Below are 13,067 nucleotides of genomic sequence, written 5' to 3'. Positions count from 1 at the left end.
TGCCATCCTGTTCTTGCCGCCGGGAGAAACATATGCAACTCGCGAATCTGAAAATCTCCGTCCGCCTGGGTCTGCTGGGCGCCTTCTTCTTTCTTGCGCTGGTGTTCGTCGGCGTGCGTGGCTGGAGCGCGCTCGACGCGGCCAGCGCGCGCAGCGCGGAGGCCATGCAGCGCTCCGTGGCACTGACGGAAGCGGTCGACGCGGCGCGCAGCGCGCAGGTGGAATTCAAGATCCAGGTGCAAGAGTGGAAAAACATCCTGCTGCGCGGCGGCGACGCGGCCGCCTTCCAGCGCTACCGCGAAGCGTTCGTCGCCAGCGGCGCGCAGACGCGCAATGAATTGAAAGGCCTGCAGGCGATGATGGGCGCATTAAAACTCGACACGGCGCCCGTGGAGCAGGCGTTGCAGGCGCACGACGCGCTGGGTGTGAGCTACCTGGCAGCGCTGCAAAAATTTGATGGCGCGCGCGCCGACAGCGCCCACACGGTCGATGCGCTGGTCAAGGGCATGGACCGCGAACCGACGCGGCAGATCGACGCCATCGTCGCGGCCATCGGCAAGCAGTCGCACAGCCTGATGGCGCAGATGAAGGAGCAGGATGATGCCGCGCATCGCAGCGCCAGCATCGCCATGCTCGTCACCGTGCTGGTGACCCTGGTGGTCGGCAGCGTCACCGTGTGGTGGCTGATCCGCAGCATCACGGTGCCGCTGGACGCGGCCGTCGGCATCGCCCAGCAAGTGGCGGCCGGCGACCTGCGCGCCGTGGTGGCCGACGGCAGCCGCGATGAAATCGGCGACCTGCTGCGTGCGCTGAAAGCGATGAGCGGCAACCTGGCCGCCATCGTCGGCAGGGTACGCGTCGGCACGGACGCCATCGCCATGGCGTCCGGTGAAATTGCCAGCGGCAATATGGACCTGTCGTCGCGCACGGAAGAACAAGCCAGTTCGCTGGAAGAAACGGCCGCCTCGATGATCGAGCTGACCACCACCGTGCGGCAGAATAACGACAACGCCGACCAGGCGCGCCAGCTGGCCGGCGGCGCGTCCGACGTGGCGCAGCGCGGCGGCGCGGCCGTGGCGCAGGTGGTGCAGACCATGAACCATATCAATGCCTCCTCGAAGCGCATCGTCGACATCATCGCCGTCATCGACGGCATCGCTTTCCAGACGAATATCCTGGCCCTGAATGCGGCCGTGGAAGCGGCGCGCGCGGGCGAGCAGGGACGCGGCTTCGCCGTCGTGGCCAGCGAAGTGCGCAGCCTGGCGCACCGCTCGGCCGCGGCGGCCATGGAAATCAAGCAGCTGATCGGCGAATCCGTGCGCACGGTGGAAGAGGGCAGCGTGCTGGCCGGCCAGGCCGGGCGCACAATGGATGAGGTGGTGAGCAGCGTGCAGCGCGTGAACGCCATCATCGGCGAGATCGCCGTGGCCAGCGTGGAACAGCGCGACGGCATCGAGCAGATCAGCATCGCCATCAGCCAGATGGATGGCGTGACGCAGCAGAACGCGGCCCTGGTGGAGCAGGCCGCCGCCGCCGCGGACGCGCTGCAGCAGCAGGCGGCCAGTCTGGCCGACGCCGTCAGCGTCTTCAAGCTGCACGGCACGCCCGGCGCGGCGCTACCTGCCGGCGCCGCCCTGGCGCGGACGCTGTCGCTGGCCTGAAGCCCGCATGGAACGCGCCGCTTGATGCCAGTCAAGCGGCGCCCGATCAGGCAAGTATTGCGCCAAAATTCTTATATTATTTCCTTTCAGCATGTATCTGCGCCCGGCCGCATGGCGCGCGTTGCAAAGGAAAACCATGTTCCGACCTTTCCGCCTGCCGGGTGACGCATGACGGCGCTGCTGCTGGCGCTGTGCCTGACCCTGACCATGGTGCTCGCCGTGCTGCTGGCCTGCCAGTGGCGCGCGGCGCGCACGTGGCGCATGCGCCATGCGACCGGCGCGGTGCTGCAGGCGGCGCAGGCGCGGCGCATGGCCGATGCGCTGGCGCTGCTGTACGCCTTGCCGGCGGCCGTCATCGGCACCGACCACGACGGCGTGGTGCAATATCTGAATCCCCGCGCCAGCGCCATGGGCGGGCTGCTGGGCGACGATGGCCTGGGCCAGCCCGTGACCGGGCTGCTGCCGCTGTTCCATGACGGCACGCCCATCGATGCGGCGCGCCAGGTGCGCGACTGCGTGGCGCGGCAGGAGGTGCTGGAAGTGGCGCGCGGCGCCGTGCTGCTGCGCCATCTCGACGGCAAGCGCATCGACGTGCAGTACAGCTGCGCGCCGCTGGCGCAGGGCGGCGCGGTGCTGCTGCTGCACGATGTGTCGGCCCGCCGGCGCGCCGAGCAGCAGCTGGAATTCATCGCCCACCACGATGGCTTGACGGGACTGCCGAACCGCCTGCATTTCCAGATCCGCTTCGAGCACGGCATCGCCTACGCGCGCCGCCACCAGGCTTTGCTGGCCGTGCTGTTCGTCGATATCGACCGTTTCAAATCCATCAATGACAGCCTGGGGCACGACGTGGGCGACCAGGTGCTGACGGAGTTCGCGCGCCGGGTGCAGCAGTGCGTGCGCAAGGTCGATACGGTGGCGCGCCAGGGCGGCGACGAATTCATCATCCTGCTGACGGAACTGCGCACGGCGCACGATGCGGAGCGGGTGGCGGAAAAGATCGTCGCCGCCATCGCCGCGCCCTTTGTCATCGGCGAATACAGCCTGTCGGTGGCGGCCAGCGTGGGCGTGGCCCTGTATCCGGACGACGACGACGACGTCAATGCGCTGATCGAAAAGGCCGACCTGGCCATGTATGCGGCCAAGCGCCACGCCCCCGGTACCTGCCAGCGCTATGCGCCGCGCATGCAGACGCAGTCGTATTCGCGCACCATCCTCGAGACGGCCCTGCGCCACGCGCTCGAACGCAACGAGTTCGTGTTGTACTACCAGCCGCGCATGGACTTGAAGACGCGCAGGATCACGGGCGTGAAGGCGCTGCTGCGCTGGAAACATCCGGAACTGGGCTTGATGATGCCGCTCGACTTTTTGCCGGTGCTGGAAGAAAGCGCCTTGATCCTGCCGGTGGGCGCCTGGGTGCTGGCCACGGCCGTGGAGCAGGCGCGCATCTGGATTGCGCAGGGGCAGATGCTGACGGTGTCCGTCAGCCTGTCGGCGCGCCAGTTCTACCAGCGCGATATCGCGCGCAATTTCGCCGCCGCGCTGGAGGCGGCCGGCGTGCCGGGCCATTGCATCGAACTGGAAATCGCCGCCGGCATCCTGATCGACAGCAACCAGAACTGCGAGCTGATACTGCGCCAGTTCCGCCAGCTGGGCATGGCGATTGCCATCAGCGATTTCGGCACGGGCGACGCTTCGCTCACTTACCTGAAACGCTTTCCCACGGATGCCGTGAAGATCGAAAAGTGTTTCATTGACGACCTGGACAAGCCGGGCGGCGATGGCGCCATGGTGCGCGCCATCGTGGCGATGGCGCGCACGCTCGGACTGCGCACCATCGCCGGCGGTGTGGAAAGCGGCGCGCAGCTGGAACTGCTGGCCGAAATGGGCTGCGACGAGGCGTTTGGCTATTTTCTCGGCCGCGCCATGGCGCCCGAAGGCATCCATGTGCTGCTCAAAAGTAGTGACGTCATTCAGAACTGATAACGCAGCGACAGCATGGCGTTGCGCGGATCGCCGTAGTAGCCGCCCATGCCCGTCGAATAGTAGCGCTTGTCGAAGACATTGTTGACGTTCAGGGTCGCCACCAGCTGCTTGCTGACCTGATATTGCGCCATCAGTCCCGCCACCGCATATGCCTTCTGCGTGAAGCGCTCACCGTTCGGCCCGCGGTCGTCCATGTAAATATCGCTTTGCCAGTTCACGCCGCCGCCCAGCACCAGGCCAGGCACGCCTGGCGCCAGGCGCCAGGTGGTCCAAAGCTTGGCCATGTTCTGCGGCTGGTTGGTCTGGATGCGCGCGCCTGCCGCATTGCGGATGCGGCTGTGGGCATAGCTGGCCGTCAGCTGCCAGTCGGGGCGCAACTGGCCCGACAATTCCGCTTCGAAGCCGCGCGTGGTAGCACCCTTGACCGTATGGTAGGCGTAGGAGCCGCCGCCCGTGCCGATGATCCAGACATTGCCCGGATCGGCTTCGGCCAGGTTTTCCTGCTTCAACTGGAAGAGGGCTGCGCTGGCGGTAAGCTTGCCGCCGAAAAATTCGCCCTTGGCGCCCATTTCGTAGTTCTTGCCTTCCAGCGGCGCCAGGAAGCGGCTGTTGGCGTCGCGCTGGCTTTGCGGCGTGAAGATGCTGGTGTAGCTGGCGTAGGCCGACCAATGCCGGCCCAGGTCGTAGACGAGGCCCGCATACGGCGTGATCTTGCCGTGTTCGCGCATCGCGTCGTACAGGTCCGTGTCATTGACATAATCGCTGCGGATGTCGCGCTTCCAGTACGACAGGCGCGCGCCCAGGATCACCGACAGCGCGTCCGTCGGGCGCAGGCGGAGGGTCGAATACAGGCCGCTTTCCCGTTCCTTGTCGTACGAACTGCCCAGGCGCGTGCCGCTGTAGTCGGGCACCGGCATGGCGCCATTCCAGGCGTGGATATCCGGCACCGTATGGTTGTAGCCATCGAGGCGCCAGCCCGGGTAGATAGGGCTATTCGTCTTGAGTTCGGAGGCGCTCACGCCCAGCACCAGTTCATGCTGGCGGCCGAAGGCCTGGAACGGGCCGCTGACATAGGCATCGAGCGAGGTTTGTTGCGGCTTGCTGTGCCAGTTGGCCAGCCACAGCCGCATGCCGCCACCCGTCACGCGGTCCGGGTAGCCATTGCCGGAAAAGCCCTGCAAGGCGTCGTACTGGTTGCTGCTACGGCTCACGGCCAGCTTGGCGATCCAGTCGTTGGCGAAGTAGTGGTCGAGCGTGGCGAACAGCATGCTCTGTTCGCGCTCATATGTGCTCCACGCGGCCGTGCCGTTCATCGAGCGGGGGAAGCGGGTCTGCGAGCCGTCGCTGTAGAAGATGGGGAACTCGCGTCCTGCGCCCTTGAGCTTTTCCTTCTGGTAGTTGACGCCAGCGCCGAGCACCGTCGATGGCGTCAGGTCCGCTTCGACGATGGCATACAGTACGTCTTTCTTCTGCCGGTAGCGGTCGATGAACGAGTGCTGGTCTTCATGCGCGGCGACGATGCGCGCGCGCACCTTGCCGTCCATCGTCAATGGCGTCGAGACGTCGCCTTCGATGCGATAGCGGTCCCATGAACCGAGCTGCGCGCCGGCCGTGGCGGCAAAGCTGCGGCCCGGACGCTTGCGCACCAGGTTGACGGCGGCCGACGGGCTGCCCGTGCCGCTGATCAGCCCCGTGGCGCCGCGGATGACTTCGACCCGGTCGTAGATGGCCATGTCGAAGGTGCGCGCTTCCAGGTTCTTGCTGGTCGGGATGCCGTCGAACATGTACGACGTCACTTCGAAGCCGCGTGAAAACACCTGGTCGTATTCGCGCGTGCTCGAGGAATGGTCGACCGTGATGCCGGGCGCTTGCACCAGCACGTCCTGCAAGGTGCGCAAACCCTGGTCGTCGATCTGCTGGCGCGTGATGACGCTGACGGCCTGCGGCGTTTCGCGCAGCGACAGGTTCAGGCGCGTGGCGCTGGTCAGGCCCGCGTAGCCGCGCTTGCCTTCCGTGGTACCGTCGCGCAGGGCGCTGGAGCTGACGGCCACTTCATCCAGGGTGGCTGCGATCGGCGCGCCGAGCGATGCAGTGCCTGCCTTGCGCAGCACGTAGCTGCGTTCCCCGCTGGGCAGTGCCTCGAGGCCCGTGCCGGCCAGTAGGCGGGCCAGTGCCTGCGGCACCGTGTAGCTGCCGCTCAAGCCCGGCGTGCGTACGCCTTGCAGCAGTTCGGCCGCCGCGCCTACGCTCACTCTTGCTTCGATGGCAAAGCTGGCGATGGCGGCGGACAGCTCGCCGGCCGGCACGTTAAAGACTGTTTGCGCGGCGGCCGGCGCGGCGGCTTCGGCTGCCATGGCCGGCGCCTGCGCCAGCGACAGCAGGATCACGGCGCTGCCGATGGCGCGCGCGAGGGGAGTCAAACGGGGTGGATGCATGGTCTGGCCTTTCCGGTGGAGTGTCGTTGCAATACCAACAGGACAGGCCATGGTGAAAAAAAGGGCCAACTTTTATAAACTATTTTTTGCGGGCCGTGAGGGTGACCCAGTACGGCGTGCGGTACAGCACGTCGACGGGCAGCATGCGCGCCAGGCTTTCCAGCACGGCGTCCGTGTCGTCGAGCTGGAAGGCGCCCGACAGGCGCAAGCCCGCCACTTGCGGCTCCACGCGCAACAGGCCGGGGCGGTAGCGTGACAGTTCAAAGGCGAACGCATCGAGACGCATGTCCTGCGCCGCCAGCATGCCGCGTGCCCATGCATCGGCTTGCAGCGGCGCCGGCGTGGGCAGACCGGTGTGGTTGGCGTCGAAGCGGCTGTGCTGGCCCTTAGTCACCGTGCGCACGGTGGCCGAGGGCGCGCGCGGCGTGATTTCCACCGCGTGTTCAAGTACCGTCACGCGGCTGCTGTCGTCGTCGACGCGCACGGTGAAGCGCGTGCCCAGCGCACGGATGCGGCCATGGCAGGTGGCGACGATGAAAGGGCGGCTGCCCGCATGATCGGGGCGCGTCTGCACCAGCACTTCGCCGCGGCGCAGGGTCAGCCGGCGTTCGGCGGCGCCATACGCCACATCGACGGCGCTGTCCGTGTTGAGCACCAGGGTGCCGCCATCGGGCAAGGATATCTCGCGCCGTTCGCCCACGCCGCTGCGGTAATCGGCCAGCACGTCGTGGCGCGCCAGCAGCCAGGCGGCGGGCGCCGCCATCAGCGCCAGCAGCACTTGCACGGCCACGCGGCGCTGCGGCCGGCGCAGCACTGGCACGGCCAGATCCGGCGGCAGCAGGCCGGCCGTCCGGCTCACCTGCTGCACCCTGTGCCAGGCGCGCGCATGTTCCGGGTCGCGCGCGCGCCATTGGGCCGATGCCGCCAGGTCTTCCGGCGTGGCCTGGCCCGATTGCTCCAACAAATACCATTCGACGGCCTGGCGCGCCACCTTGCGCGACAGCGGAGGCGATGGCGGAGCGGCGGTGCTCATGGCAGCAAGTCCGGCGCCAGCAGCACGCATTCGGTCAGCGCCTCGGCCATGTAGCGCTTCACGGAGCGCTCGCCGATGCCCAGCTGCACGGCGATGTCCGCGTAGGCATGGCCTTCGATCTGCGCCAGGATGAAGACGGCGCGCACCTTCGGTTTCAGGCCGTCGAGCATGGCGTCGACCGCTTGCAGCGCCTGCAGGATTTCCGCGCGCCGCTCGGTCGACGGGGCATGGTGTTCGGGCAGGGCGGCCAGCGCGGCCAGCCATGCGCGTTCCAGCGACTGGCGGCGCAGGTGGTTGATCAGCAGGTGTTTGGCGATGGTCGCCAGGTAAGCCTTCGGCGCGCGCAGGGCCGGCGTGTGCGGCTGCACTGGCGCGCCGGCCAGCAGGCGCGCGAAGGTATCCTGCATCAGGTCGGCCGCATCGAAAGCATTGCCCAGGCGTCGCTGCAGCCAGTGTGCCAGCCAGCCGTGGTGTGCGCGGTAATGGCTTTCCAGCTGCGTGGGCAGCAGGGAGGAGGGCGCGAACGGACTGTCTGGCATGGCCACGATAGCTACAGTACCGCCAGCGCGACGGCGGCCAGTACGGCCGCGCCGCCGATGACGCGCGCCAGGCGCATGGCCTGGTGCGGCGCATACGGCAGCAGCCAGATCAGCAGCAAGCCGCAGCCCGTCAGGCTGCCGACCCAGTAGACGAGGCCATAGCCGCCGCCGGCGATGTGCATGGCCCAGGCCAGGCCGGCCGCCAGCGCCAGCGACCCGGCCCATTGCAGGCGGCGGCGCAGCGGCGCGGGCGGTTCGGCGCCGCGCCCGTGCAGGTCGGCATAGTGGCGGTCCATGGCCAGGCACAGCGAGGACAGGCCCGCATAGCACAGGGCGAAGACGAGGAAGTTCGACAGCAGTTCCATCACGCGGCCTCCATCGTCTGCGCCGGTTTTGCCGGCGCCGCCCGGACCGCCTTCGCGGGCAGCGGTTTCAATTTGAACGCCGCATACGCGAGGCCCAGGCCCAGCACCAGCACCACCAGGTCGAAGGCGGCCACCGCCACGGGGCCGCGACCCAGGAACAGGGTCACGCCCAGGTGCGCATCGCTCGTGAAGACGTTCAGCACGGGCAGCGCCGCCAGCAGGAAGGCGCCGGCGGCCAGCTGCATGCGCCACATGGCGCGCGACGGGCGCAGCTGGGCGATGATGGCGGCCAGGGCCCAGGCGCCGAAGAAGCAGGCGATTTCCTCTTGCGGCCGGTCTTCCATCGCCACCGGCAGCAGGCGGTTGGCCCAGAAGTAGGCGCCGAAGGCGATCGGGATGCCGGCGATGGCGCCGATGTTGAGCGCCTCGACCAGGCGCAGGCCGAAGCTGGCGCGCTTGCCGGCGGCCAGCGCCTTGGCCTGTTTCTGGCGCGTCTTGACGGCCCACAGCAGGGCGCCCGTGGCGACCATGGCGCAGCCGGCCAGGCCTGACAGGAAGAACAGGGCGCGCAGCAGCGGTCCGCTGAAATGCGCGACGTGCAGGCCGACCATCACGCCGTGCGTGGCGGCCGCGCCAGGCTGCGCCTCGCCGTCGGTCGACAGCAGCTTGCCGGACACGCCGTCAAATTCCATCGACGGCTGCTTCGACGACATATCGCGTCCGCCGGCGCGCGTCAGCGTGATGGTGGCGTTGGTGTCGCCCGGATGATTGACGGAGATGCGCTCGACCTTGCCGCCCCACTGCAGTTCCGCCTGGCGCACGAGCGGCGCGATCGGCGTCAGCGGCGCGGCCACGCCGGCCGGCTTGCTGTCGCCCGAGCGGCCGGGAAACGCTTCGGCGAAGAAGGCGTCCTGGTCGCCCTTGTAGGCGGCCGTGGCGCCGGACGGCATGTACAGGAACATCAGGGTGACCAGGCCTGTGTAGGTGATCATGATGTGGTAGGGCAGGGCCAGCACGGCCGTCACATTGTGCGCGTCGAGCCACGAGCGCTGGCCCTTTTTCGGCCGGAAGGTAAACAGGTCCTTGAAGATGCGCTTGTGCGTGACGATGCCGCTGATGATGGAGACGAACATGAACATGGCGCAGAAACCCACGATCCAGCGGGCCCAGATGGCCGGCATGTAGTGCAGGTCGAAGTGCAGGCGGTAGAGGAATTCGCCGCCCCGCGTGTCGCGCGGCTTGGACAGCACCTGGCCCGTGGCCGGATCGGCTTTTTCGCTATGAAAATTACCGCGTCGTCCGCGCTTCTTTTCGCCGGGCTTCGATGGCTTGCTCCAGCCCAGTTGCGTGGCAGGGCTGCGCTCGCCGGGCAGGCTGATGAACCAGCGCGTGGCGCCTTCGGCCCGCTCCTGCATCGCCTGCTGCGCGACCTTGGCCGCTTCCTCGGTGCTCACCTGACCGGAGGCGGCGCCGTGCAGTTCGGGCTGCATCCACAAGGTGATTTCATTGCGGTAGTAGCTGGCCGTGCCGGCGCAAAACACCAGCAGCAAAATCCAGCAGACGAGCAGGCCGGACCAGGTGTGCAGCCATGCCATCGACTGGCGGAAACCTTCTTTCATGCGAGACTCCAGGATAGTGCGTCCATCGACTGCAGGATGGCGGCGATGACGGCGGCCGGAATCAGGAGACCCAGCCAGGCGCGCAGGGCGCTGCGCGTGGCAAAGACCCACATCACGGCGCAGGTGTAGATGGCAAACGACAGCAGGGTGGCCGTCATGACGGCTTCGGAGCGGGCCATGGGCAGGCTCATCGACAGCAGCATGGTGACCAGCGCGGCCAGCACGTAGCCGCCGACGATGGCCGCCACGCTGCGCGAAGCCACGCCGAGGCGGTACACCGCGTCGGCGGACAGGCGCAGGCGCGCAGGTTTTTCAATCGTTTCAGTGGTGGCTGGCGCTTGCATGGTCAGTCGTGATCCTTGCTCGGCGGCAGGGCCGGGCCGGCCGGCAGCGGCGTCACGCCGTGCGGCTGCACCAGGCTCAGGGTGGTCACGAACATGGCCTTGTCATACGCTTGCGCGCCGCGCTGGCCGGCCGTCTTGTCCGTGTGCTGCACTTCCAGCACATAGCTTCCCTTCCATGGCAGCGGGAAGCTGACCAGGCCTTGCGCATCGCTCCACGCCTCCTTGCCCCAGCCCGATTGCACCACGGCGTTGACCTTGGCCTGCGCCAGCGGCTTGCCCTGGTAGCTGACCTGGAACTGGCCCGGTTTGCCGGTCGGCACCAGGTCCAGGGTCAGCGCGGGCGCCTGCGCCTTGGCGTCGGCGATCAGGCGCGCGGCCGGCACCCACACGGTGCGCGTGGTCTTGCCATCCTTCTTCTCTTCCCACGACGGGTACTCGTTTTCCTCGACGATGATGCTTTCGCCGGCGCCCGCCTTGCCATTGAGGAGGAAGGCGCCGGCCGTCTTGCTGGCCTGCAGCGGCTGCGCGCCCTTGGCCGACAGCCACGTCACGTTCCTGATGCTGAACTTGTCCAGCAGGCCGGGCGACGCTTCGCGCAGGTTGTCGCCGAATTCGCCGAAGTACACGCTGGCCGCCTTGCCGTCCTGCTGCAGCCAGATCTGGTGCGCGCTGGCGCTGCCGCAGGCGAGGGCCGCGCCCAGCAGGGCGGTGGCGAGGGCGCCGGGGCGCGCGATGGAAGTGAGGTGCATGGTGTATCCCTTATCTTGTTATGTGAGTGGAAAAAGCGGCCGGTGGTGCATCAGTACTGGTAGCGCAGGTTCAGCGCCACGTTGCGCGGCTCGCCGTAATAGCCGCCGTTATAGAAGCCCACGCGGCGGAAATACGTCTTGTCGAACAGGTTGTTGACGTTCAGGCTGGCCGACAGTTTCGCGCTGATCTGGTAGCGCGCCATCAGGTTGGCCAGCACGTAGCTGCCCTGGCTGACGCGGATTTTGCTTTTGTTCGGCAGGGTGGCCATCGTCCAGATGTCGCTCTGCCAGTTCAAGCCGCCGCCGACGGTGAGATTTTGCAGCTCGCCCGGCAGGCGGTAGGTGGTCGAAACGCGCAGCATATTGGTCGGCTGGATGGTGTTGGTCACCACGCCCTTGCCCGTCTTCGATTTGCTGTGCGTATAGCCGGCGAACAGCTGCCAGCCGCGCAAGGGGCTGCCCGACACTTCTGCTTCGTAACCTTTGCTTTTCGTGCCCTTGCCCGAAGAGACATACGGACGGCTGCCGTCCGGCAGCACGAAGGTCGGCGACACCGACTTATCTTCCTCGCCCAGATTGTCCTGCTTCGCTTCATACACGGCGAACGAGGCATTCACGGCGCCGTCGAAAAATTCGCTCTTCACGCCCGCTTCCACGTTGCTGCCCGTGATCGGGTCGAGGAAGGCATTGCCCTTGTCCTTCAGGTTCTGCGGCTTGAACAGGTCCGTGTAGCTGGCGTACAGTGACGTGCTCTTGCTCACGTCGAGCACCAGGCCCGCGTACGGCGTGACGACATCGTCCGTTTTGTACGCGGAGCTGCGCTTGACGAAACGGCCCTGGGTGTCGTAGCGGTCGTTATACGTTTCCCACCTGGAGACGCGCGCGCCGGCCAGCACCTTGAAGTTGTCCATGACGTTGATGCGGGTGGCGATGAAGGCGCCCGACTGTCTGGTGGTGACGACCTCGCGCGCGCCCGTGCGCGTGAGCGCCGGCTCGGGCACGTCGCCCGTCCAGTGGCGGAAGTCGGGGATGGTGGTGGCGAACGGCAGCGGATCGGGCAGCAAGGTTTCATTCGTCGTGCCGGTGCGCTTCCAGCCGTTCACGCCCAGCACCAGGTCGTGCCGGCGGCCGAACAGGGGGAAGGCGCCATTGGCCGACAGGTCGAAGTTGTCCTGTTTTTCCTCGTAGGGGAAGGCGCCGCTCCAGACTTCCAGGCCGCTGCCGTCGCGCTTCGGATAGCCGCTGCCGCCGTAGAACAGCTTGCCGTTCGAGGAGCTGTCGAGGCGTCCGTAGGCGGCCTTGAGCTTCCAGTCGTTGGCGAAGCGGTGTTCGAGATAGACATAGCTGTTTTGGAACTCGCGCTCCCAGCTGCTCCACTTGGCCGCCATGTTGAACGAGCGGGGCATGTTGGCCGGCGTGCCGTCCGAGAAGAACAGGGGCGTGGTGCCCCAGCTCGTGCCTTTCGGCGTGTTCTTTTGATAGTCGATGCCGGCCGTCAGCAAGGTGTCCGGCGTCAGGTCCGCCTCGACGATGACGGCGCCCGCCAGCTTGCGTTCCTTGTACAGGTCCATGTAGGAATGGCGGTTCTGGCCGGCCACGACGATGCGCCCGCGGATGCTGCCATCGGCGTTCAGCGGCGCGCTGATGTCGCCTTCGAGCCGGACCTTGCTCCAGGAAGCGACGGTCAGGCCGGCCGAGGCGGAAAATTCCTTTCCGGGACGCTTGTGCAGCATGTTGATGGTGGCCGACGGGTCGCCATTGCCGCTGACCAGGCCCGTCGCGCCGCGCACGATTTCGATGCGGTCATAGATGGCCGTGTCGAACAGCGCGTTCGATCCGGAATTGACGGCCACGCCGTCGATCTGGTAATTGCCGATGGAAAAGCCGCGTGCCGAAAAGTTCGTGCGTTCGCTGTCGTTTTCCTGCACCGTCACGCCCGTCGACTGCACCAGCACCTCGGCCAGGCTGTTCAAACCCATGTCGTCCATGCGCTGGCGCGTCACCACGGAAATCGATTGCGGCGTTTCGCGCATCGACAGGCCCATGCGCGTGGCCGTGGCCATCTGTCTGGTGGTGTAGGAACCCGTGTGCTCGGTCGAAGCCTGGTCTTGCTGGCTCAGCACCTTGATTTCGCTCAGGGTGGCTTCCTCTGGCTTGGCGGGCGTATCGGCGGCCAGGGCCGTGCCGGCGCCCAGCGTCGCCGCCAGCAATGCCGCCTGCACGGCGGCGGCCAGCGGACGCAGGGCGGTTTGGCCAACGGTTGGGAAAAACAGGCCGGCCACCATGCCGGCCAGCGAAACTGCTCGCGCCATGAAACATCCTTCTTCTCGTGTGCC

The 13,067-nt window shown here is 67.0% G+C and carries 10 protein-coding genes; 2 read left to right on the top strand and 8 right to left on the bottom strand.

The features are described from left to right. Nucleotides 1-32 precede the first annotated feature (32 nt). Both ACQ4W4_RS05195 and ACQ4W4_RS05190 read left to right on the top strand, forming a co-directional pair. Nucleotides 33-1,661, top strand: coding sequence for a methyl-accepting chemotaxis protein (locus ACQ4W4_RS05195; RefSeq protein WP_436541035.1), 1,629 nt, complete (start codon nt 33-35; stop codon nt 1,659-1,661). Nucleotides 1,662-1,829: 168 nt separating this feature from the next. After that, nucleotides 1,830-3,644 (top strand): putative bifunctional diguanylate cyclase/phosphodiesterase, encoded by a 1,815-nt coding sequence (locus ACQ4W4_RS05190; protein ID WP_436541034.1) that lies wholly within the window; start codon nt 1,830-1,832, stop codon nt 3,642-3,644. Here ACQ4W4_RS05190 and ACQ4W4_RS05185 read toward each other — a convergent pair. The 8 genes from ACQ4W4_RS05185 to ACQ4W4_RS05150 all read right to left on the bottom strand — a co-directional run bounded on the left by ACQ4W4_RS05185 (nt 3,635) and on the right by ACQ4W4_RS05150 (nt 13,043). Continuing rightward, entirely contained in the window at nt 3,635-6,082 is a 2,448-nt protein-coding gene (locus tag ACQ4W4_RS05185; protein WP_436541033.1) for a TonB-dependent siderophore receptor, read from the bottom strand. The two genes, ACQ4W4_RS05190 and ACQ4W4_RS05185, sit on opposite strands and share 10 nt — an antisense overlap. Nucleotides 6,083-6,161: 79 nt before the next feature. Then, on the bottom strand, nt 6,162-7,115 hold the full coding sequence (locus tag ACQ4W4_RS05180; protein WP_436541032.1) for a FecR domain-containing protein: 954 nt from the start codon (nt 7,113-7,115) through the stop codon (nt 6,162-6,164). Next, the gene (locus ACQ4W4_RS05175) at nt 7,112-7,654 is read right to left on the bottom strand and encodes a sigma-70 family RNA polymerase sigma factor (RefSeq protein ID WP_436541031.1); all 543 of its coding nucleotides are present in this window, start codon (nt 7,652-7,654) and stop codon (nt 7,112-7,114) included. The genes ACQ4W4_RS05180 and ACQ4W4_RS05175 overlap by 4 nt, the downstream gene beginning before the upstream one ends. Nucleotides 7,655-7,665: 11 nt before the next feature. After that, complete coding sequence (locus ACQ4W4_RS05170) at nt 7,666-8,019, bottom strand: DUF3325 domain-containing protein (RefSeq protein WP_436541124.1); 354 nt, start codon at nt 8,017-8,019, stop codon at nt 7,666-7,668. Further along, nucleotides 8,019-9,638, bottom strand: a complete 1,620-nt coding sequence (locus ACQ4W4_RS05165; protein WP_436541030.1) for a PepSY-associated TM helix domain-containing protein — start codon at nt 9,636-9,638, stop codon at nt 8,019-8,021. The genes ACQ4W4_RS05170 and ACQ4W4_RS05165 overlap by 1 nt, the downstream gene beginning before the upstream one ends. Continuing rightward, nucleotides 9,635-9,982 (bottom strand): DUF3649 domain-containing protein, encoded by a 348-nt coding sequence (locus tag ACQ4W4_RS05160; protein ID WP_436541029.1) that lies wholly within the window; start codon nt 9,980-9,982, stop codon nt 9,635-9,637. The genes ACQ4W4_RS05165 and ACQ4W4_RS05160 overlap by 4 nt, the downstream gene beginning before the upstream one ends. 2 nt (nt 9,983-9,984) lie before the next feature. Then, the gene (locus ACQ4W4_RS05155) at nt 9,985-10,731 is read right to left on the bottom strand and encodes a DUF4198 domain-containing protein (protein WP_436541028.1); all 747 of its coding nucleotides are present in this window, start codon (nt 10,729-10,731) and stop codon (nt 9,985-9,987) included. Nucleotides 10,732-10,781: 50 nt separating this feature from the next. Continuing rightward, on the bottom strand, nt 10,782-13,043 hold the full coding sequence (locus ACQ4W4_RS05150) for a TonB-dependent siderophore receptor (protein WP_436541027.1): 2,262 nt from the start codon (nt 13,041-13,043) through the stop codon (nt 10,782-10,784). Between the last annotated feature and the right edge of the window lie 24 nt (nt 13,044-13,067).

This window comes from Janthinobacterium glycogeni (assembly GCF_051380725.1).
Lineage (GTDB): Bacteria > Pseudomonadota > Gammaproteobacteria > Burkholderiales > Burkholderiaceae_D > Janthinobacterium.
The sequence above is the reverse complement of the archived record's forward strand: the minus strand, read 5'-3'. Positions and strand labels throughout refer to the sequence as shown.